The sequence below is a fragment of the Streptomyces pilosus genome, from assembly GCF_014649835.1.
Lineage (GTDB): Bacteria > Actinomycetota > Actinomycetes > Streptomycetales > Streptomycetaceae > Streptomyces > Streptomyces pilosus.
The window spans coordinates 47807-68226 of sequence record NZ_BMTU01000018.1; the positions used below are offsets into that span (position 1 = coordinate 47807).

The window sequence follows — 20420 nt, forward strand, 5'->3', positions numbered from 1 at the left end:
CGTGCGCAGCGGCGGGGTGGTCCGGGTTACAGGTTGCCGCGCTTGGCCTGTTCGCGCTCGATCGCCTCGAAGAGGGCCTTGAAGTTGCCCTTGCCGAAGCCCATCGAGCCGTGGCGTTCGATGAGCTCGAAGAAGACCGTCGGACGGTCCTGCACCGGCTTGGTGAAGATCTGCAGCAGGTACCCGTCCTCGTCCCGGTCGACGAGGATCTTCAGCTCGCGCAGCGTCTCCACCGGCACCCGGGTCTCCCCCGCCCACTCCCCGAGGGTGTCGTAGTACGAGTCGGGGGTGTCCAGGAACCGCACACCGGCCGCGCGCATCTGGCGGACGGTCTGCACGATGTCGTTGGTGTTCAGCGCGATGTGCTGGACGCCCGCGCCGCCGTAGAACTCCAGGTACTCGTCGATCTGGGACTTCTTCTTGGCGATGGCGGGCTCGTTGATCGGGAACTTGACCTTGAGCGTGCCGTCGGCGACCACCTTGGACATCAGCGCGCTGTACTCGGTGGCGATGTCGTCGCCCACGAACTCCTTCATGTTCGTGAAGCCCATGACCTTGTTGTAGAACTCGACCCACTCGTTCATCCGGCCGAGCTCGACGTTCCCGACGCAGTGGTCGATGGCCTGGAAGGAGCGCTGGGCCGGCGGCTCGACGATCGGCTCGGCGGCCACGTACCCGGGCAGGTAGGGGCCGTCGTAGCCGGAGCGCTCGACCAGCGTGTGGCGGGTCTCCCCGTACGTGGCGATCGCGGCCAGGACGACGGTGCCGTGCTCGTCCTTCATCTCGTACGGCTCGGCGACCGAGCGGGCGCCGTGCTCGATGGCGTAGGCGTACGCGGCACGCGCGTCCGGGACCTCGATGGCGAGGTCGACGACGCCGTCGCCGTGCGCCGCCACGTGCTCGGCGAGGAAGGCGCCCCACTCGGTGGACTGCTTGATCACCGAGGTGAGGACGAAGCGGGCGGAGCCGCTCTCGAGGACGTAGGCGGCGGTCTCGCGGTTGCCGTTCTCCGGTCCGGAGTAGGCGACCAGCTTCATGCCGAAGGCGGTGGAGTAGTAGTGCGCCGCCTGCTTGGCGTTGCCCACGGCGAAGACGACCGCGTCCATTCCCTTGACCGGGAAGGGGTCGGCCTGCCGGGCGGTCGCTGCGGGAGTGTGGTCTGTGGTCTGCGTCATAGGTGCAGGGTGGGCCAGCCCTGCAAGGTGCGCAATAGTTTGCCTGTTCACTGGGCAATGTGTTTAGCCGTACGCCCGCTCCGGCGGGCTTTCTGTACAGGATGACCATCGGGGAGGCCGATATGGCGATCGATCATCTGGACGGGCGGATCATCCTGCTGCTGGCACGGGAGCCCCGGATCGGGGTGCTGGAGATGTCCCGCCGGCTGGGGGTGGCGCGCGGCACGGTGCAGGCCCGCCTGGACCGCCTTCAGTCGAACGGAGTCATCCGCGGATTCGGCCCCGAGGTGGATCCCGCGGCCCTCGGCTACCCGGTCACGGCGTTCGCCACGCTGCAGATCCGGCAGGGTCAAGGAGCCGACGTGCGGGCCCACTTGGCGGGTGTGCCGGAGGTGCTGGAGCTGCACACCACGACCGGCACCGGGGACATGATGTGCCGGCTGGTGGCACGCTCCAACGCCGATCTCCAGCGGGTGATCGACCGCGTGGTCGGTTTTGATGGCATCGTCCGGGCGTCCACGGCGATCGTCATGGAGAACCCCGTTCCGCTGCGGATCATCCCGCTGGTGGAGCAGGCCGCGCTCGGCGAGTGACCCGACCTGGCCGAGCTGGGGTGAGCCGTTGTGAACTTCTGGGAGTACCTGGGGAGCCGGCATCAGCAGATCCTCGTCGACGCCTACCAGCACGCCAGCGTCGTCTTCCAGTGCATGGTGGTGGCCACCCTGCTCGGCGTGGTGATCGGGGTGGTCACCTACCGCAGCGAGTGGGCGGGCAACCTCGCCACCGTCACCACCGCCACCCTGCTGACCATCCCGGCGCTGGCCATGATCGGTCTGCTGATCCCGGTCGTGGGGCTCGGCGTGCCGCCGACGGTGATCGCGCTGACGCTGTACGGGCTGCTGCCGATCGTGCGGAACGCGATCGTGGGCCTGCGCGGGGTCGATCCGTCGCTGGTGGACGCGGCGAAGGGGATCGGGATGTCGCGCGTGGCCCGGCTGGCACGGGTGGAGCTGCCGCTGGCGTGGCCGCCGATCCTGACCGGGATCCGGGTGTCCACCCAGATGCTGATGGGCATCGCCGCCATCGCCGCCTACGCCTCGGGTCCCGGCCTGGGCAACCTCATCTTCCGCGGGATCGCCTCGCTGGGCAGCTCGAACGCGCTGAACCAGGTGCTCGCCGGCACCCTCGGGATCATCGTCCTCGCCCTGCTGTTCGACGCCGCGTACGTCCTGCTCGGGCGGCTGACCATTCCCAGGGGGATCCGTGCCTGATTCCGTGGCTGGTCCCCGGACGCCGGAGGCGGAGACCCGCTCCGTCGGGGCGACCATCGAGCTGGAGGGTCTGACCAAGCGGTACCCGGGCAGCGCGCTGCCCGCCGTGGACGACGTCAGCATGGACTTCAGGGAAGGCGAGACGGTGATCCTCGTCGGCCCGTCGGGCTGCGGGAAGTCCACCCTGCTGAAGATGATCAACCGGCTGATCGAGCCGACGTCCGGCCGGATCCGCATCGGCGGCGAGGACGTCACCGACATGGACCCGGTGCGGCTGCGCCGCAAGATCGGGTACGCGATCCAGGCGAGCGGGCTGTTCCCGCACATGACGGTCGCGCAGAACATCGCCCTGGTGCCGAGGATGCTGCGCTGGCCCGCGGCCCGGGTGCGGGAGCGGGTGGAGGAGATGCTGGACCTGGTCGGCCTGGACCCGGGCGAGTTCCACGGCCGCTACCCGCGGCAGCTCTCCGGCGGCCAGCAGCAGCGGGTGGGCGTGGCGCGGGCGCTGGCGGCGGATCCACCGGTGCTGCTGATGGACGAGCCGTTCGGCGCGGTGGACCCGATCACCCGGGACCACCTCCAGGACGAGCTGATCCGGCTCCAGCGGGAGCTGCACAAGACGATCGTGTTCGTCACCCACGACTTCGACGAGGCGATCAAGCTCGGCGACCGGATCGCGGTGCTGCGCGAACGCTCCCACATCGCGCAGTTCGACACCCCGGAGGCGATCCTCACCAACCCCGCCGACGACTTCGTGTCCGGTTTCGTCGGCGCGGGGGCGGCGCTGAAGCGGCTCAACCTGACCCGGGTGCGGGACGTGGGGATCACCGACTATCCGACGGTGAGCGTCGACGACCCGCTCGAGGAGATCTTCAGCAGGCTCCGCTCCGGCGGCACCAACGAGGTGCTGGTGCTCGACAAGCGGGGCCGCCCCTACAAGTGGCTGCGGCGCGGCGACATGATGCGCGCCAAGGGCTCCCTGGCCCGCGCGGGCGCGCTGGTGGGCGACACGGTGACCCAGGACGCGACCCTGCGGGACGCGCTGGAGGCGGTGCTGACCGACAACACCGGCCGGGTCCCGGTCACCGGGCGGCGCGGCGCGTACGAGGGGGTCGTGGACGTGGAGACGCTGATGAACTCCGTGCACGAGCTGCTGGAGGCGGACCGGCTGGAGGCGCGGGAGGCGCAGGCCGACCTCCAGGACCAGCGGGCCTCGCAGACGCACGCCGAGCAGGAGGGCCCCGGCGGGGAGGCGAAGGCGTGAGGACCTCTTCCGGGCGGCCCGAGGGCGGGCAGGGGACGCAGGACCCGGCCCCCACCGACGGGCACGACGGACCGTCCGACGACGGCACCGGCGCCGCTCCCCCGCCCACGGCTGCGCGCCGCCCCCGGGTGACCTGGCGGAAGCTGACGTTCCTGCCGGCGGCGCTGATCGCGGTGCTGCTCGCGACCTGGCTGTGGTTCGAGCAGGCGGACCTCGACGCGCTCACCCGGAACGCGCTGTCGGACGGGCAGGTGTCCAAGGCGCTGTGGCAGCACATCGAACTCACCGCGATCTCCACGTTCTTCGTGCTGATCATCGCGATCCCGCTGGGCATCCTGCTGACCCGGCCGAGGTTCCGCAGGGCCGCCCCGGCCGCGATGGCGCTCGCCAACATGGGCCAGGCGACCCCGGCGATCGGTCTGCTGGCGCTGCTGGTGATCTGGCTGGGCATCGGCCGCCGGGCCGCCCTGATCGGCATCATCGCCTACGCCGTGCTGCCGGTGCTGTCCAACACGATCGCCGGTCTGAAGGCCAACGACCCGACGCTGCTGGAGGCGGCGCGCGGCATCGGCATGTCCCCGCTGGGCGTGCTCACGCGGGTGGAACTGCCGCTGGCCGTGCCGCTCATCCTCGCGGGGGTGCGGACGGCGCTCGTCCTGAACGTCGGCACGGCCACGCTCGCCACGTTCGGCGGCGGCGGCGGGCTCGGGGTGCTGATCACCACCGGGATCACCAGTCAGCGGATGCCGGTGCTGGTGGTGGGCTCGATCCTCACCGTGGCGCTCGCGCTGCTGGTGGACTGGCTGGCCTCGCTGGCGGAACTGCTGCTGCGGCCGCGGGGTCTGGAGGCGGGCCCATGAGACGCGCGCGTACCGCTGTCCGCCTGTTCCTGGCCGGGGTGCTGCTGGCGGTGGCCCCGGCGTGCGGGCTGACCAGTGGCTCGCCGATGGTCGACGACGTGGAACCGGGTTCGGTCGGCGCGGGCAGGCCGCTGGAGGGCGCGAAGCTCACCGTCACCTCCAAGGAGTTCACCGAGCAGCTGATCCTGGGCGCGATCATGGGCATCGCCTTCCAGGCGGCCGGCGCGGAGGTGATCGACCGGACCGGCATCCAGGGGTCGGTGGGCTCGCGGGAGGCCGTCGTCAACGGCGACGCGGACGCCGGGTTCGAGTACACGGGCACCGCGTGGATCACGTACCAGGGCAACAGCAAGCCGATTCCCGATCCGCGCGAGCAGTGGCTGGCGGTGCGGGACGCGGACGTGAAGGAGGGGGTGACCTGGCTGGAGCCGTCGGAGCTCAACAACACCTACGCCCTGGCCATGAACCAGGCGAACTTCGAGAAGTACCGCACCCGGACCCTCTCCGACGTGGCCGCGCTGGCGAAGTCCGACCCGGCCGCGGTGACGCTGTGCGTGGAGGGCGAGTTCGCCAACCGCGCGGACGGCCTGCCGGGCATGGAGAGGACGTACGGCATGGACATCCCGGCGGGCAACGTCACGCAGATGGACACCGGGATCATCTACACCCAGACCGCGAAGGGCGCCTGCACCTACGGGGAGGTCTTCACCACCGACGGGCGCATCAAGTCCATGAACCTGGTGGTGATGGAGGACGACCGGAAGTTCTTCCCCAACTACAACGCGGCACCGACGGTCAACTCCGGCACGTTCGAGAAGTGGCCGGCCATCGCCGAGGTCCTCGCCCCGGTCACCGAGAGGCTGGACAACGAGGTGGCGCAGACGCTGAACGCCAAGGTGGACGTCGACGGGGAGGACCCGCACCAGGTGGCGCTGGACTGGATGGTGGCGGAAGGGTTCGTCAAGGAGGGCTAGCGCCCCCCTAGCAGCTCGGGACCTTGCCGGTGCCCTTCTCCAGGTCGGTCAGTGCCCGCACGGCGCCCTTGAGGGTGGTGACGGGGATCAGGCGCAGGCCCTCGGGGAGTTCCGTCCGGGCGTCGGCGCACTCGGCCTTCGGGACCAGGAAGACGGTGGCGCCGTCGCGCCTGGCCGCCTGTGTCTTGAGGGGGACGCCGCCGACGGGTCCGACGGTGCCGGCCGCGTCGATCGTGCCGGTGCCGGCGACGACCCGGCCGCCGGTGAGGTCGCCGCCGCTGCCGTCGCCGTTCAGCTTGTCGACGATGCCGAGGGAGAACAGCAGGCCGGCGCTCGGGCCGCCGACGTCGGCGAGCTCCAGGGTGACGTCGATGTTCTCGTCGGCGCGGTCCAGGTAGTCCAGCGCGGCCCGGGTCGCCTCGTCCTGGGACTCCTCCATCTGCTTCTCGTTGTACCGCTCGATCTCCTCGACGTCGCCGCCGCTGGGGTAGACCGCGTCGCGGGGCATGACCGCGCGGTCGGTGCTGAACCAGCTGTCGATCACGTCCGGGAGGCCGACGCGGGTGTCCGGGGAGGTCGCCTCGATGGTCGTCATCCGCAGCTGTCCGCTGGTCTCCCGCACGGGTGCGCCGGAGATGGTGATGACCTGCGTCCCCTTGTTCTCGCCGAGCACGTCCGCGGTCATGCCGGGCTGCGCCACGGAGAAGGGCAGCGGCGCGAAGGCGGCGGTGGCCAGCAGGGCCGCTGCGGGCACGGCGAGACCGGCCAGTTTCTGGGGACGCGTGAGGCGGGAGAGCACGACGTCATGGTAGCCGCGGGCGGTCGCGGCACGACGGGCCGCGGTCCGCCGGGTCAGCGCAGGGCCTCGGCGACCTCACGCGCCGCGTCCATCACGCGCGCCCCCACCCGCTCCGGCACCACCTCGGCCAGCATGACGACGCCCACGCTGCCCTCGACTCCGGTCACCCCCAGCAGCGGCGCGGCCGCCCCGCACGCGCCCGCCTCCAGCTCGCCGTGGGTCAGCGTGTACCCGGGGTCGTCCGCCGCCTGCTGCCGGGCGGACAGGATCGCCTTCCCGGCGGCCCCCCGCTCCAGCGGATGCCGGAAGCCCGCCCGGTAGGCCACGTGGTAGTCCGTCCAGGACGGCTCCACGACCGCCACGGCCAGCGCCTCCGCGCCGTCCACCAGCGTCAGGTGCGCGGTCGCGCCGATGTCCTCCGCCAGCGAGCGCAGCGCCGGCATCGCGGCCTCCCGCACCAGCGGGTGGACCTGCCGTCCGAGCCTGAGCACCCCGAGTCCGACCCGGGCCCGGCCGCCCAGGTCGCGGCGGACCAGGGCGTGCTGCTCCAGCGTGGCGAGCAACCGGTACACGACGGTACGGTTCACGCCCAGCTTGTGGGACAGCTCCGTGACGGTCAGCCCGTGGTCCGTGTCGGCGAGCAGCTTGAGGACACGCAGTCCCCTGTCGAGCGTCTGAGAGGTCTCCGCGGTCACGACGCCCACTCCTTCAGTGGTGAGGTCGGCGGTCCTCTCGCGGCGGATGCGTCACCGAGTCCCGTCGGTCACGCGCGTCAGAGGCCGCCGATCGGCCGGCGGCCCGGTGGTGTCCCCCGGGCACGGTCGCTTCACGGCTGCGCTCCGCGGCGGCGCTGCCACGGGGCGTGTGCGTTGCGGGGACAGTAGCGAGCCGGTCCGGTGAGCGGAAGTCTCCGTCCAGAATCCGGGCACCCCGAACCGGAAGTGGTTCCGTTTGTCCTCATACGTCCGTGCGGGGTCATCGCATGCGCGTGGCCCACTCCTGCACCTTTTCGATCCGCTGACGCAGCTGTCCCGGGGTGGCCTCGGCGGACGGCGGGCCGCCGCAGACCCGGCGCAGCTCGGTGTGGATGACGCCGTGCGGCTTGCCGCTCTGGTGGACGTAGGCGCCGACGAGACTGTTGAGCCGCTTGCGCAGCTCCATCATCTCCTTGTGGGAGACCACCGGGCGCCGCTCGGCGGGCATCTCCAGCAGGTCCGCCTCCTCGGCGGGCTTCTTGCGGCTGTGCGCGATCTGCCGGGCCTGCCGCTTCTGCAGCAGCAGCTGCACCTGGTCGGGTTCGAGGAGTCCGGGGATGCCGAGGTAGTCCTGCTCCTCCTCGCTGCCGGGGTGGGCCTGCATGCCGAACTCGGCGCCGTTGTACATCACCCGGTCGAAGACGGCGTCGGACTCCAGCGCCTCGAAGGGCAGCATGTCCTGCTCGCCGGTGTCCTCGTCCTGCTCCCGGTTCGCCTCCTCCATCTCCTTCTCGGACTCGGCGTACGGGTCCTCCTCGCCGTCCTTCTTCGGCTTGTCGAGGACGTGGTCGCGCTCGCGCTCCATCTCGTTGGCGAAGCCGAGCAGGTCCGGGATGGTCGGCAGGAAGACGGACGCGGTCTCGCCGCGCCGCCGGGACCGCACGAAACGGCCGACGGCCTGGGCGAAGAACAGCGGCGTGGAGATGGTGGTGGCGTACACGCCGACCGCGAGGCGGGGGACGTCGACGCCCTCGGACACCATGCGGACGGCGACCATCCAGCGGTCGTCGCTGCCGCTGAAGTCGTCGATCCGTTTGGACGCCCCGGTGTCGTCGGAGAGCACGAGGGTGGCCTTGTCGCCGGTGATGTCTCGGATCAGCTTGGCGTAGGCGCGGGCGGACTCCTGGTCGGAGGCGATGACGAGGGCGCCGGCGTCCGGGATGGCCTTGCGGACCTCGGTGAGCCGCTGGTCGGCGGCGCGCAGCACGGCCGGCATCCATTCGCCGCGCGGATCGAGCGCGGTGCGCCAGGCCTGGCTGACGGCGTCCTTGGTCATGGGCTCGCCGAGACGGGCGGCGATCTCGTCCCCGGCCTTGGTGCGCCAGCGCATGTTGCCGCTGTACGACATGAAGATGACCGGGCGGACGACGTTGTCGGCGAGGGCGGAGCCGTAGCCGTAGGTGTAGTCGGCGGACGAGCGCCGGATCCCGTCGCCGCCCTCCTCGTAGGTGACGAAGGGGATGGGGTTGGTGTCGGAACGGAACGGCGTACCGGTCAGCGCGAGCCGCCGGGTGGCCGGCTCGAACGCCTCCAGGCAGGCCTCGCCCCAGGACTTGGAGTCACCGGCGTGGTGGATCTCGTCGAGGATGACGAGGGTCTTGCGCTGCTCGACCCGGTTGCGGTGCAGCATGGGGCGCACGCCGACACCGGCGTAGGTGACGGCGACCCCGTCGTAGTCCTTGCCGAGCGGGCCCGCGCTGTACTCGGGGTCGAGCTTGATGCCTATCCGCGCGGCGGCCTCGGCCCACTGCTTCTTCAGGTGCTCGGTGGGCGCGACGACGGTGACCTGCTGCACGACGTGGTGGTGCAGCAGCCAGGACGCCAGCGTCAGCGCGAAGGTCGTCTTGCCTGCGCCGGGCGTGGCCACCGCCAGGAAGTCCCGGGGCTGGGCCTGGATGTACTTGTCCATCGCCCCCTGCTGCCAGGCCCGCAGCTTCCCGGCGGTACCCCAGGGGGCCCGCCCGGGAAAGGCCGGGGACAGGTGGTGCGAGTGGGACGCGGTGCCGGCGGTGGTAGTCACGATCTCCGTCGGGGTGGCTCGGGTGCGGCGCATCGGCGCATGACGACCGGGCCACCCTACCGATGGCCCGGTCGCGGCGGCGCCGGTACCGGGCCGCGACCGGCCGGGGTGGGACTCAAGTCACACCCCTTGTTCGGCCAGGTCCCTCAACGCCTCGGAGATGGCCTTGACCTCGTCCAGGCTGCCGGTCGCCACGGCGATGACCAGCCGTTCCGCCGCGTCGATGTCGGGGCGCAACTGCACTTCGTTCAGTGCCAGGAAGACGACACAAGACACCCATGCCGTGCGCTTGTTCCCGTCGACGAACGGATGGTTGATGACGAGGGACTGCAGGAGTGCCGCCGCCTTGTCGAACAGGTCGGCGTACGCCTCCTGCCCGAACATCGATGCCGAGGGGCGATGAACGGCCGACTCGAGCAGCCCGGCATCGCGCACGGCGATCCGCTGGTCGTCGACGGCGTCCTCGGCAATGGCCAGAACATCCTCGGCCGCCAGATAGACGTACGTCACTTGAGCCGCTCCAGCAGTTCGGCCCACTTGGCAGTCTGCTCCTTGGCCGCCTTCCGGACCAGCGTCTGGTGCGCGGTCCGGGCCAGGTAGTCATCCACAGCGCGCAGCAGTATCGCGTGCATGCTGACCCCCTCCTCCTCGGCGCGCAGCTTGAGAGCTTCCGTCTGGTCGTCACGGAGACGCAGGTTCATAGCCATACCAAAACGGTACCACTCAATGACCCCAAAGTGGTACTACTTGGCGGCTCGCACCCGCGTCGCCACCCACACCCCCGCCAGGGCCACCGCCGCCATCGGCAGGAAGACGGCGACGAAGGCGGCCGGGTGGGAGCCGGTGGTCTCCGTGGCCGCGTGGCTGACCGTGCCGCCGCCGAGGGCCGCGAAGGCGGCGCCGCCCGCGGCGAGGAGGACGACGTTGGAGAGGCCGTCGGAGATCTGGAGGGCGGCGGAGTTGGTGCCGGCCTCGGCGGGGGCGGAGAGCTGGAGCAGCAGGACGCTGGTGGAGGAGATCACCAGGCCCATGCCGAGACAGCCGAAGGCCCAGGCGACCGCCGGCGTCCAGGCGGGCACCGCCTCGATCAGCACGGTCGGGACCGCCGCGATGCTCGCCGCCACCAGGAGCATGCCGAGGGCCATCAGACGCTCCCGGTACGGCTCCAGCCGGGGCCGGGACTGGATCCAGGAACCCAGCGCCCAGGTGCCGCCGCCCGCCGCGAGGGAGAAGCCGGCCATCGTCGGACTGAGGCCCCGCTGGGTGACCAGCATCAGCGGGACGAAGGACTCCGCCGCGATGAAGGAGCCGGCGGCCACACCGCGCAGCAGCACCACCGAGGGCAGACCGCGCGCCGCACGGTAGGTGCCGCGCGGGAGCAGGCCCAGCACGGCGGGGACGAGCAGGGCCGCGCCCAGCGCGCCCGGCAGGAGGGACAGCCAGCGCAGGTCCTGGGCGGCGTACTGGAGGAGCCCGGCGCCGAAGGAGATCGCCAGGGCCAGCCGGATGCGGCGGCCGTCGAAGGAGGCCGGGGCGTCGGTGCCCTCACCCACCGGGCCGGAGGCGAGGCGCCGTATCCGGGGCAGGGCGAGCGCCAGCGGGAACACCACGAGGACCGGTATGCCGAGGAACACCCAGCGCCAGCCGATGTGCTCCGTCACGGCGCCGGAGGCCAGGGGGCCGACGATGGACGGGACGACCCAGCTCGCCGCGAACGCTGCCATGATCGCCGGGCGCAGCCGTTCCGGGTAGGCGCGTCCGACGATGACGTACAGCGCGACGATCACCAGACCGCCGCCGAGTCCCTGCACGGCCCGCCCCAGGATGAACAGCCACATCGCCCCGGCCGTCCCGGCGAGCAGCAGACCGACCGCGAAGGAGGAGATGCCCCAGGCCAGCGGGGCCAGCGGGCCGCGGCGGTCGGACCACTGGCCGGACAGCACCATGCCGAACAGGCTCGTGGTGAAGTAACCGGAGAACGCGAACGCGTACAGCGACACCCCGTTCAGCTCGCGCGCCGCGACCGGCATCGCCGTACCCACCGCCGTCGCCTCGAAGGCGATCAGCAGGACCACGGAGACGACCCCGATGCTCAGCGCCCGGTAGGGGCGGCTCAGCACGGTGTCGTCGGGGGCGGGGGCCGGTACGGGGGCGTCGGCGGGCTCGGCGACATCGGTGTCACGCGGGTTCGGGGCGGTCATGACCGCCAGAGTAAGGTGCACGGTCCGCTTTGACGCCTGTCGGGGGTCGGGACCGGTACCGGGACCTTGGTCGTAGGACCGGAAGCACCCGTTCATGAACGGCGTGTGGCAGTCCCGTTGCGGCACCCGGTTCTCCCTTGAGCACCACTTCCGGCCCGCCGTACGGTCGTCACACCGGTTCGGAACGGCGGGGCGCCGCAAGGCGCTCCGCTTCCGACACGGCCGTGTGCCCGAGTGGCCCAGGGACTCGCCTGCAAAGCGAGGTACGCGGGTTCAATTCCCGCCACGGCCTCCCGACAGGGCGGGACGCTCCCGGAGCGTCCCGCCCTTCACGCGCCACAGCCCGGCGCTCACCGCCGTGTGCCCGAGCGGCCCAGGGACTCGCCTGCGCCGCATCCATCAGCGAGCTCCGCTCGCGGGGAGGTACGCGGGTTCAATTCCCGCCACGGCCTCCCCCCAGGGCGGGACGCTCCCCGGAGCGTCCCGCCCTTCTCGTGTCCTGCGCAGGGGGACGGTGGGGCGCTCCTGGAGCGGGCCGCTCCTGTCGCGTCAGAGGACTCCGCCCGCCTCGTCCTGGAAGAGTTCCGTCCAGTAGTGCCAGTCCGTGTCGGGGGTGGTGCCGGTGGGGTCGATGGAGGACAGGACCTGGATCATCGTCAGCGCGAGCTGGTCGTAGGTGTCGCTGGTCAGCGCGTGGCCCGACGCCTCGTCGAGGGAGCGCTCCCGGTGCAGCAGCCAGAGGGTGAAGGCGAGCGTGGAGATGTCCGTGTTCAGGGGCCGGAGGACCCCCTGCGCCTCGCTCCAGCTGAGGACCGCGCCCGTGGTGCCGTCGACGACCAGGCTGTGGTCCTCGACCAGGTGACCGAGGCGGACCAGGCGCTCGGCGCGGGCGGGGGGCAGGGCGGCGGGGAGCTCGCCCCGGCAGTCCTCGGCGTAGTACTCCGCCAGCGTGCGCAGCGGCAGGTCGGTGTCCAGGGAGAAGAGGAAGCCGTCCTCCGGCAGGCCCGTCTCGCGCAGGAAGCGGCGGGTCGGCTCGTGCGTGAGCGTCGCGGGGAAGTCGACCTCCTCGAAGCGGACGACACCGCCGCGCCCGAACTCCTCGTCCAGCAGGCGCAGGGGGAGGTCCAGGGCCAGGCCCGAGGCCGTCCCCGGGCCGGCGACCAGCGCCAGCGGGCGGATCAGCGCGGCCATCCGCCAGAACGGGGCCGGTCCGGCGCCGTCCGCGCCCTCCTCGAAGACGGCCAGGAGCTGCCGGGATGCCTCCGCGACCGCCTTGGTGCCGTACCGGCCCGCGTAGGCGGCGAACTGGCCGCGCAGTCCCGCCAGCTCGTCCGTCGCCGCGGCGAAGCGCACCAGCGTCGGCAGCGACGGGGCGAGCGGGCGGCGGTCCATCAGGTCGGGGCGGTCGTGGAAGAAGTACGTCGTGGAGACCTCGCCGGTCGCGCCGTCGAGCAGCACCGACTCCGTCTCCAGGCCGGCCGGACCCAGCAGGCCGCCTATGACCAGCTGGTCCCGCAGCCGGGCGGGGAGCCGGTCACCGGGGCCGGCCGTCGCGTCGGCCACGGTGTGCGGGCCGCCCCGCCGCGCCAGCTCGGCGAAGTCGAACAGACCGCTGTCCGCGGGCAGTCCGGGGCCGGTCAGCCAGCGGCGGGTGGACGCGTGCGTGATGAAGGGATCGAGGTCGGCGTCGGTGAGTGTGATCGCCTCGGCGACAACGGTGTCGGTCGTGCTCATGATTCCCCCGCGATACGTGTGCTCGGTCCCGGGTCCGCGAACGTCCCGCCCCGGGCAGGACGGCAGGGGCCCTTCCGGGCCGGGCAGCCGTCCCCCACTGATCGCCACATTACGCGCCACCACTGACAACGGCCCCGGGCCCGGGGCGCGTCGAACCCAACGCCCCGTCACCTCTCAGGACGCGCCGGCAACCGCTTGCGTTGCCTGCCCGCCGGAAACACCCGGAACGGGTTTCAGGTGGCGGTGACCACCGCGGCCTGCGGACGGATCGGCAGCCGGTTGACGGGCCGTCCCGTGGCGGCCCGCACCGCGGAGGCGATGGCCGCCGGGGAGGTCACCACCGGCGCCGCGCTGACCGCCTTCGCGCCGAACGGCGCGACCACGTCCCGCTCCTCGACCAGCTTCACGATGTGGATGTCCGGCGCGTCCAGCGCGGTCGGCAGGGCGTAGCCGGTGAGGTCGGGGTGGCGGACCAGGCCGCGCGGGGTGCGCAGGTTCTCGGTGAGGGCGGCGCCCAGGCCCTGGGTCACGCCCGCCTCGATCCGCGCGGCCAGCTGCGCCGGGTTCAGCACCCGGCCCACGTCCTGGGCGACCGCCAGCTCCACGACCCGTACCGAGCCGATCTCGATGTCGACGTCGACCACGGCGCGGATCGCGCAGAAGGCCATGCCGACGAAGGCGTCGCCCTGGCCGGCCTCGTCCAGCGGCTCCGTCGGGTGCGGACGGCACTGGGCGGTGGCCCACAGTTCCTTGCCGTCCAGCGCCTCGGTGACGGTCGTGGACAGCACCCCGTCGTACGAGGTGATCTTGCCGTCGGTGATCTGGAGCAGCTCGGTGGACATGCCGAACTTGTGCGCGAGCGGCTGGAGGAGCTGGGTGCGGACCATCTTCGCCGCGCGTTCGACGGCGCCGCCCGACACCCAGGTGTGCCGGCCGCGGCAGCCGGGTCCGGCCGGGGGCTGGTCGGTGTCGACGGGCACCACGTGCACCTCGTCGACGCCGAGGGTCTCCTGAACGATCTGCCGGGCCAGGGTGGAGAAGCCCTGCCCGGTCTCGACGGCCGCGCACAGCACGGTCGCCACGCCGTCCTGGACCCGCACGGTGGCGGTGGACACCTCGTCGGCGCCCTCCGCGCCGAGCATGTGCACCATGCCCAGGCCGTAGCCGACGCCCCGGCGCACCGCGCCCGGCTCCCCCGCGCCCTCGGGGCCGCCGGGCAGCAGCCACTCGTCCTCGGGGGTGTCCTTGGGCAGCGGCGGCAGCGGGAAGTCGCGCACCGCCTGGAGGAGTTCGGCGACCGGGGCCGGGCAGGTCACGGTCTGGCCGGTGGGCAGGACGTCGCCGGTGGCCAGGACGTTGCGCATGCGCAGGTCCGCCGGGTCGACGCCGAGCTTCTTGGCGAGCTTGTCCATCTGCGCCTCGTAGGCGGCGCACACCTGGAGGGCACCCTCGCCGCGGACGTGGCCGGAGGGCGGGTTGTTGGTGCGGACCGCCCAGCCCTCGATGAAGGCGTGCGGGACGACGTAGGGGCCGCAGGCGAAGGCGACGGCGGCGGCCAGGGCGTCGGAGGAGGTGTCGGCGTAGGCGCCCGCGTCGAGCAGGATCTGCGCCTCGACCTTGACGAGCCTGCCCTCGGCGTCGGCGTGGTGGCGGTAGCGCAGGAGCGTCGGGTGGCGGTGGCCGTGGCCGAGGAAGGACTCCTCGCGGGTGGCGGTGAGTTTCACCGGGCAGCCGGTCTTCAGCGCGAGCAGGCCGAGCGGGAGCTGGAAGCTGCGGTCCTCGCGGTCGCCGGTCGCTCCGGGCACGCCGGTGACGACGACCTTGACCCGCTCGGGTTCCAGGCCGAAGGCCGCGGCGGCGGTGTCCCGGTCGCCGTGCGGGTCGGTGGACGCCAGGTACAGCTCGACGCCGCCGTCCGGGCGGGGCACGGCGAGACCGGCCTCGGCCCCTATCGGGGCGGGGTCCTGGCGGCCGATCCGGTACAGGCCCTCGACGACGACGTCACCGGCCGCGTCGGGGTCGCCGTGGCGCAGCGGGATGTGCCGGATCAGGTTGCCGTCGGGGTGCAGCGGTTCCGCCCCGAAGGCCTGCTCGGGGTCGGTGACCGGGTCGAGCACCTCGTACTCGACGATCACGGCGGCGGCGGCCATCCGCGCGGTGTCGGGGTGGTCGGCGGCGACGGCCGCGATGGGCTCGCCGTGGTGGCGCACGACCTCGGAGGCGAAGACCGGCCGGTCGGCCGTGCCGCGGCCGTGCAGCGGCTCGCCGGGGACGTCCTCGTGGGTGACGACCGCGCGGACGCCGGGCATCTCGCGCGCGTGCGTGGTGTCGATGGACACGATGCGGGCGTGCGGGTGCGGGGAGCGCAGCACGGCCGCCCACAGCAGGCCCTCGGCCCACAGGTCGGCGGCGTACGGGAAGGTGCCCTCGGTCTTGGCGCGGGCGTCGGCTGCCGGGAGGGAGACGCCGAGTCCGTGCGGGACCGATTCCGGCTCCGGGACTGCCTCGGCGGCCTGCGCGGTGACCGTCTCGTTGCTCACGCCTGGCCTCCGTCCTGGCCGTAGGGCCGGTCCTGCGGCGGTTCCTGGGGGTGCTCGTGCGGTACGGGGCCGCCGAACGCGGAGGGGTGGACGCCTCCGGCGCCGGGGCCCGCCTGGTGCGGGATGCGGGGCGTGTCCGGTTCGCCGTCGGGGTCGGTCGCGGAGGAGTCGGCGTGCGCCTCCCGCTCGGCGACGACCTCCTTGACCGCGTCGACCACGCCCCGGTAGCCGGAGCAGCGGCACAGGTTGCCGCACAGGGCCTGGCGGGTCTCCAGTTCGGTGGGGGCGGGGTTGCCCTCGAGGAGGTCGTGCACGGTCATCGCCATGCCGGGGACGCAGAAGCCGCACTGCACGGCGCCGCACCGGGCGAGGGCGCGCTGCACGTCGGAGGGCCGGCCGTCCTGGGCCAGGCCCTCGACGGTGCGGACCTCGCTGCCGGCCGCGGTGACGGCGGGGACCAGGCAGGACGCGACGAGACGCCCGTCGACCTGCACGTTGCAGGCGCCGCACTCGCCCTGCGAGCAGCCGTCCTTGGCGCCGGCCAGGCCGAGCCGCTCGCGCAGCACGTAGAGCAGCGACTCGCCGATCCAGGCGTCGCTGACCGGCCGGTCGGTGCCGTTGACGCGGAGCACGTAGGAGGCGAGGGGGTGGTCGTCGTGGGGGGCGACCGTGATGTCCGGGGCGCCGTCCGCTCCGTCCGCTCCGTCCACTTCGTCCGGGTCGCCCGGTGCCGCGGAGGCGGCCTCGGGGTGGCCGGCCGGGTCGGGGGTGCCGGCGACGGGGTCCGCCGGGTCACCGGTGTCGTCGTGGGAGGCGTCGTGGGGGCCGTGGGCGTCCTCGGGGGCCTCCGGGGCCGCGGCGGGCTCCGGGAAGGGCTCCGAGGCGTCCTGGGGGCCGGGGTGCGGGTGCTCCCGGCCGTCGGCTGGGGCGCCGCCGGCGTCCTCCGCGCCGGTCCGCCACCGCGGCTCCGGGCCGCCGTCGGCGGGCAGCGGCTGGGGCACACCCTCCGAGCGAGGTCCGCCGTGCGCGGGCTGCCCGGGCGCGTCGTGGGCGGGCTGCCCGCCGTACTCGCCCGGGAACGGCGCGTGGTGGGCCGCGTGGGTGCCGTCCGGGCCGGGCTCGCCCGGGGAACGCCGTCCCGGCTCCGGCGGACCGGCGGGCCGGAGTGCGTCGGGCGCGGGCTGCCCGGACGCGTCGTGGACGCGCTGCCCGGGCTCGTCGTGCGAGGACCGCTCGGGTGCCTCCTGGGCGGACTGCCCGCCGTACTCGCCGGACGGCTGCCCGCCGTACTCGCCGGGCTGCCGCGAGCCGTACTCGCCGGACGGCCGGGGGCCGGGTCCGCCGTCGTGCTGCCCGGACTCACCGGTGTCCTGGGGGACGCCGGGGACGCCGGGTCCCCACGGGCGGCCGATGGACTCGGTGGTGGCCCAGGGCGCCGCGGCGCCGCCCGGCAGGGTGGCCGGAGGGGTGCCGCCGCCCCACTGCTCGACCAGCGAGGACGTGGTGAACTCGCCCGACTCGTCCGGCAGGTCACCCCCGGCGACGGGGATCGACCACTGGCCGGTGACGTCCTGGCCCGGCGCGGGGTTCTCCGCGGACGGCTCCTCGAAGGTCCACTGCCCGGTGGCACCGGGGTCGTAGGTGAACCGGTCCGCCGCCTCTTCCGCCTCGCCGGCCTGCGGGTCGTGCCACCGGGCGCCGTCGGCGGGCGCGCCGGGCACGGACCAGGTGCCGGTGGCCGCCGGGTCGGTGCCCGCGGTGGTCGCGGGCGTGACCGTTATCTGCGGCGGCACGTAGCCGTGGCCGGGCGCGGCGAGGGGGCTCTCCATGGAGTCCAGGAGCGCGTCGATGCCCCCCTCGGGGAGGTTGACGAAGGCGGTGGCGCCGTCGTCGTAGTCGCCCTGGGGCAGCGGGTCCCAGCGGCTGCCGCCCGGGGGCGTGCCCCCTCCGTGCTGGTCGTCGGTCACGACAGCGCCCTCCCCAGTGCTCGTCGGGCCAGCGCGGCGACGGTGCGCCGCAGGTGCAGTACCGCGGGCGGAAGCGGTGGGACGGTGCCGTCCTCGCCGGGGGCGGCGTCGGGGATGCAGGCCGCGGCGACGTACTCCCCGAACGCGCTCAGTGCCTCGGGCACGATCGCGCGGTTGTTGTCCCAGTCGATGAGCTGCGCGACCCACTGCTCGGCCTCCAGGGGCCGCAGCGGCATCGGCGCGATGGCGCCCACCGCGCAGCGCACCCCGCGGCGGGCGGGGTCGAGCACGAGGGCGACGGAGGCGACCGCGCGGCCGGGTCCGGTGCGGCCGGTGGCCTTCAGGAAGACCTGGGGGGCGTGCAGCAGCGGCACGCGCACGTAGCCGATGAGCTCGCCGGGGCGCAGCAGGTCCATGCCGGCCAGCAGGTGCGAGACCGGGACCTCGCGGCGGGCACCGCCAGGCCCGGCGACGACCAGCGTCGCCTCGAGGGCGGCCAGCACCGGCAGCGCGTCCCCGGTGGGGGCGGCGGAGGCGATGTTGCCGCCGAGGGTGCCGGCGTTGCGGATGTGCGGGGGCCCCGCGGCCCGAGCGGAGGCGGCGAGCGCCGGGATGAGGGCGGCGAAGTCGGGACGGCCCATCCGGGCGTGGGTGAGACCGGCGCCGAGCAGCGCGTGTCCGTCCAGGTACTGCCAGCCGCGGATCTCGCTGATCTTGCCGAGGCCGACCAGCGCGGCGGGCCTGAGCTGCCCGGAGTTGACGGCTGCCATCAGGTCGGTGCCGCCCGCGACGGGCACGGCGGCGGGCATGGCGGTGAGCGCCGCCACGGCCTCGTCCAGGGTCGTGGGCAGCGTCACGGCCTGCGCCGCCTGCGGTGCGTGCGTGCTCAAAACCGGCTGCCCCTTCCCGCTGCCCCACCTGGTCCGCCTGTGCGCCGTACGGTACGTGCTCACGGGGCGGACGTGGCAACTCTGGCACATCTTGGCAGGCGCCGAAGACGGGGGTCCGCTAGGTGGCATTCACCCACCTCACCCCGGACATGGCCGATTTGGCCCGTCATCGCCGGTGCGGCGCGCATTGGCACTCTTCGGTGACGCCTGTCCCCGTATGGGGCGACCCGTTCGGCCGGGAGCGAACGCACGCGCGGGAGCCGTCCGGTGTCCCGGGGAGCGCGGGCGCCCCGGGACCCGGCGGGGCGGGCTACCGCTGGGGCGGCGGGCCGTCGATGGGGCGGCCCAGCACGCCGGGGCGCCGCTGCCAGGGCAGCGGGCCGGTGGGCGGCCGGTAGGCGACCCCGAGGGCGTCCAGGCGCCGGTAGTGGGCGCCCATCCGCCGTTCGAAGCCGGTGAAGTCCCGGTCGGCGGGGGCTGGCAGGTCGCTCCAGGCGACCTCGGCGAGCGCGGCGAGCCGGGGGAAGGTCTGGTAGTCGACGCGCGCCTGGTCCTCCATCACCTCCGTCCACACGTTGGCCTGGGTGCCCAGGACCCGCGCGGTCTCCTGCGGCGTCAGCTCCGCCGGTACGGGCTCGAACCGGTAGACGTCCTCCAGGGTGCGCACGTACCCGATGGGCACCGGCTCGTCGGGGCCCGCGTCCTGACGGTGGTCCAGGTAGACCTGCTGCTCGGGGCACATGACCACGTCGTGTCCCGCGCGGGCGGCCGTCACACCGCCCGCGTAGCCGCGCCAGGAGGACACCGCGGCGCCGGGCGCCAGGCCGCCCTCCAGGATCTCGTCCCAGCCGATCATCCGGCGACCCCGGGCAGTGAGCCACCGGTCGAAGTGCCCGATGAACCAGGCCTGGAGCGCCTCCTCCCCGGCGAGTCCGAGGTTGCCGATCTGCTTCTGCGCGGTGTCCGACGCGCGCCACTGGTCCTTGACGCATTCGTCGCCGCCGATGTGCACGAACGGCGAGAACGGACCGGCGTCCGCGGGGAACAGTTCCAGGACCTCCTCGAGGACGCCTTCGAAGAAGCGCAGGGTGGTGTCGGTGGGGGCGAGTACGTTCGGATTGATGCCCCAGGTGTCCCAGACGGCCAGGGAGGCGGTGTCGACGACATCGGAGTTGCCGAGTTCCGGATACGCGGCGATCGCGGCCTGCGAGTGGCCGGGCACGTCGATTTCGGGGACGACGCTGATATGCCGTTCGGCGGCGTAGGCGACGATCTCGCGGATGTCGTCCCGGGTGTAATGACCGCCGTGCGGCTTGTCGTCCCACAGCGGTGAGGCACGGTGGCCGACTTTCGTGCGGGCGCGCCAGGAGCCGACCTCGGTGAGCCTCGGATACCGCTGGATCTCGACGCGCCAGCCCTGGTCGTCCGTCAGGTGGAGGTGCAGGACGTTGAGTTTGTGCGCCGCCATCAGATCGAGATAGCGCAGCACCCCCTCCTTGGGCATGAAGTGCCGTGCGACGTCCAGCATCAGACCGCGCCACCGGAAGCGCGGGGCGTCCTCGATGACCTGGTGCGGGATTCCGCGGGTGAGGCCGGGCCGTACAGGCGCCCTGCGGAAGGCGTCGGGACCGAGCAGCTGGCGCAGCGTCTGGGCGCCCCAGAACACGCCGGCGGCGCTCCCGCCGGTGATCTCGACGCCCCGGCCGGCGACGACGGCGAGGCGGTACGCCTCGGGCGCGAGGGTGCCGTCGACGCGCAACCGCAGGCCGCCGGAGGCGTCCTCGGGGCCGGGCCGCAGCGGCAGCCCCAGGGCACCTCCCAGAGTGGAGCGCAGCCAGCGTTCGGTGGTCTCCGTGCCGGGACCGGCCCACAGCGTGGTTTCGGGGGTCAGCTCGACACCGCAGCTCATCGGTCCCTCGACCGAGCGGGGCGCGGGGACGAGGTCCGTCGGTGGGGTCACGTCGGTCATG

Annotated in this window: 17 protein-coding genes and 2 tRNA genes; 7 read left to right on the plus strand and 12 right to left on the minus strand. The window is 73.1% G+C overall.

The genetic code is table 11. From position 1 onward, the window contains the following. Positions 1-26: 26 nt before the first annotated feature. Entirely contained in the window at positions 27-1175 is a 1149-nt protein-coding gene (gene hppD, locus IE118_RS30675; RefSeq protein ID WP_189561364.1) for a 4-hydroxyphenylpyruvate dioxygenase, read from the minus strand. A gap of 122 nt (positions 1176-1297) precedes the next feature. On the opposite strand from hppD, the gene IE118_RS30680 reads away from it, so the two are divergent. From IE118_RS30680 to IE118_RS30700, 5 genes are read left to right on the plus strand one after another with little or no spacing between them, the layout of a single operon-like run. Then, positions 1298-1768 carry an Lrp/AsnC family transcriptional regulator gene (locus IE118_RS30680; protein WP_189561365.1) on the plus strand — a complete coding sequence of 157 codons (471 nt, stop codon included), beginning with the start codon at positions 1298-1300 and terminating at the stop codon, positions 1766-1768. Between the two features lie 30 nt (positions 1769-1798). Beyond that, positions 1799-2446 (plus strand): ABC transporter permease, encoded by a 648-nt coding sequence (locus IE118_RS30685; protein WP_189561366.1) that lies wholly within the window; start codon positions 1799-1801, stop codon positions 2444-2446. A gap of 4 nt (positions 2447-2450) precedes the next feature. After that, positions 2451-3710 carry a betaine/proline/choline family ABC transporter ATP-binding protein gene (locus IE118_RS30690; RefSeq protein WP_189561367.1) on the plus strand — a complete coding sequence of 420 codons (1260 nt, stop codon included), beginning with the start codon at positions 2451-2453 and terminating at the stop codon, positions 3708-3710. Next, on the plus strand, positions 3707-4570 hold the full coding sequence (locus IE118_RS30695; RefSeq protein ID WP_189561368.1) for an ABC transporter permease: 864 nt from the start codon (positions 3707-3709) through the stop codon (positions 4568-4570). The genes IE118_RS30690 and IE118_RS30695 overlap by 4 nt, the downstream gene beginning before the upstream one ends. Further along, positions 4567-5544 (plus strand): glycine betaine ABC transporter substrate-binding protein, encoded by a 978-nt coding sequence (locus tag IE118_RS30700; RefSeq protein ID WP_189561369.1) that lies wholly within the window; start codon positions 4567-4569, stop codon positions 5542-5544. The genes IE118_RS30695 and IE118_RS30700 overlap by 4 nt, the downstream gene beginning before the upstream one ends. 7 nt (positions 5545-5551) lie before the next feature. Here IE118_RS30700 and IE118_RS30705 read toward each other — a convergent pair whose 3' ends face one another. From IE118_RS30705 to IE118_RS30730, 6 genes are all read right to left on the minus strand, one after another. After that, complete coding sequence (locus tag IE118_RS30705) at positions 5552-6343, minus strand: S16 family serine protease (RefSeq protein WP_189561370.1); 792 nt, start codon at positions 6341-6343, stop codon at positions 5552-5554. A 53-nt stretch (positions 6344-6396) separates the two neighbouring features. Then, on the minus strand, positions 6397-7038 hold the full coding sequence (locus IE118_RS30710) for an IclR family transcriptional regulator (RefSeq protein WP_189561371.1): 642 nt from the start codon (positions 7036-7038) through the stop codon (positions 6397-6399). Positions 7039-7318: 280 nt separating this feature from the next. After that, entirely contained in the window at positions 7319-9151 is a 1833-nt protein-coding gene (locus IE118_RS30715) for a DEAD/DEAH box helicase (RefSeq protein WP_373303253.1), read from the minus strand. 87 nt (positions 9152-9238) lie between these two features. Beyond that, positions 9239-9628 (minus strand): type II toxin-antitoxin system death-on-curing family toxin, encoded by a 390-nt coding sequence (locus IE118_RS30720; protein WP_189561373.1) that lies wholly within the window; start codon positions 9626-9628, stop codon positions 9239-9241. Further along, a complete protein-coding gene (locus IE118_RS30725) occupies positions 9625-9825 on the minus strand; it encodes a ribbon-helix-helix protein, CopG family (RefSeq protein WP_189561374.1) in 201 nt (66 codons plus the stop codon). The genes IE118_RS30720 and IE118_RS30725 overlap by 4 nt, the downstream gene beginning before the upstream one ends. A gap of 36 nt (positions 9826-9861) precedes the next feature. Continuing rightward, the gene (locus IE118_RS30730) at positions 9862-11319 is read right to left on the minus strand and encodes an MFS transporter (protein ID WP_189561375.1); all 1458 of its coding nucleotides are present in this window, start codon (positions 11317-11319) and stop codon (positions 9862-9864) included. Positions 11320-11539: 220 nt separating this feature from the next. Here IE118_RS30730 and IE118_RS30735 point away from each other — a divergent pair. Together IE118_RS30735 and IE118_RS30740 are read left to right on the plus strand one after the other, a co-directional pair. Next, positions 11540-11611, plus strand: a tRNA-Cys gene (locus IE118_RS30735). Between the two features lie 63 nt (positions 11612-11674). Next, positions 11675-11771, plus strand: a tRNA-OTHER gene (locus IE118_RS30740). Positions 11772-11868: 97 nt separating this feature from the next. Here the strand turns inward: IE118_RS30740 and IE118_RS30745 are convergent. The 5 genes from IE118_RS30745 to IE118_RS30765 form a co-directional block, all read right to left on the minus strand. Next, positions 11869-13053, minus strand: a complete 1185-nt coding sequence (locus tag IE118_RS30745; protein WP_189561376.1) for an SUKH-4 family immunity protein — start codon at positions 13051-13053, stop codon at positions 11869-11871. Between the two features lie 233 nt (positions 13054-13286). Continuing rightward, positions 13287-15593 (minus strand): xanthine dehydrogenase family protein molybdopterin-binding subunit, encoded by a 2307-nt coding sequence (locus IE118_RS30750; protein ID WP_189561377.1) that lies wholly within the window; start codon positions 15591-15593, stop codon positions 13287-13289. Further along, positions 15590-17560, minus strand: a complete 1971-nt coding sequence (locus IE118_RS30755) for a 2Fe-2S iron-sulfur cluster-binding protein (RefSeq protein WP_189561378.1) — start codon at positions 17558-17560, stop codon at positions 15590-15592. Before IE118_RS30755 ends, IE118_RS30750 begins: the two co-directional genes overlap by 4 nt. Continuing rightward, the gene (locus tag IE118_RS30760) at positions 17557-18450 is read right to left on the minus strand and encodes an FAD binding domain-containing protein (RefSeq protein WP_189561379.1); all 894 of its coding nucleotides are present in this window, start codon (positions 18448-18450) and stop codon (positions 17557-17559) included. The genes IE118_RS30755 and IE118_RS30760 overlap by 4 nt, the downstream gene beginning before the upstream one ends. 310 nt (positions 18451-18760) lie before the next feature. Further along, positions 18761-20419, minus strand: coding sequence for a beta-N-acetylhexosaminidase (locus IE118_RS30765; RefSeq protein WP_189561380.1), 1659 nt, complete (start codon positions 20417-20419; stop codon positions 18761-18763). Position 20420 lies beyond the last annotated feature (1 nt).

Coding starts and splice junctions, on each gene's coding strand:
- hppD (WP_189561364.1), bottom strand. CDS start 1,175: ATGACGCAGACCACAGACCACACTCCCGCAGCGACCGCCCGGCAGGCC.
- IE118_RS30680 (WP_189561365.1), top strand. CDS start 1,298: ATGGCGATCGATCATCTGGACGGGCGGATCATCCTGCTGCTGGCACGG.
- IE118_RS30700 (WP_189561369.1), top strand. CDS start 4,567: ATGAGACGCGCGCGTACCGCTGTCCGCCTGTTCCTGGCCGGGGTGCTG.
- IE118_RS30715 (WP_373303253.1), bottom strand. CDS start 9,151: ATGCGCCGCACCCGAGCCACCCCGACGGAGATCGTGACTACCACCGCC.
- IE118_RS30725 (WP_189561374.1), bottom strand. CDS start 9,825: ATGGCTATGAACCTGCGTCTCCGTGACGACCAGACGGAAGCTCTCAAG.
- IE118_RS30730 (WP_189561375.1), bottom strand. CDS start 11,319: ATGACCGCCCCGAACCCGCGTGACACCGATGTCGCCGAGCCCGCCGAC.
- IE118_RS30745 (WP_189561376.1), bottom strand. CDS start 13,053: ATGAGCACGACCGACACCGTTGTCGCCGAGGCGATCACACTCACCGAC.
- IE118_RS30765 (WP_189561380.1), bottom strand. CDS start 20,419: ATGACCGACGTGACCCCACCGACGGACCTCGTCCCCGCGCCCCGCTCG.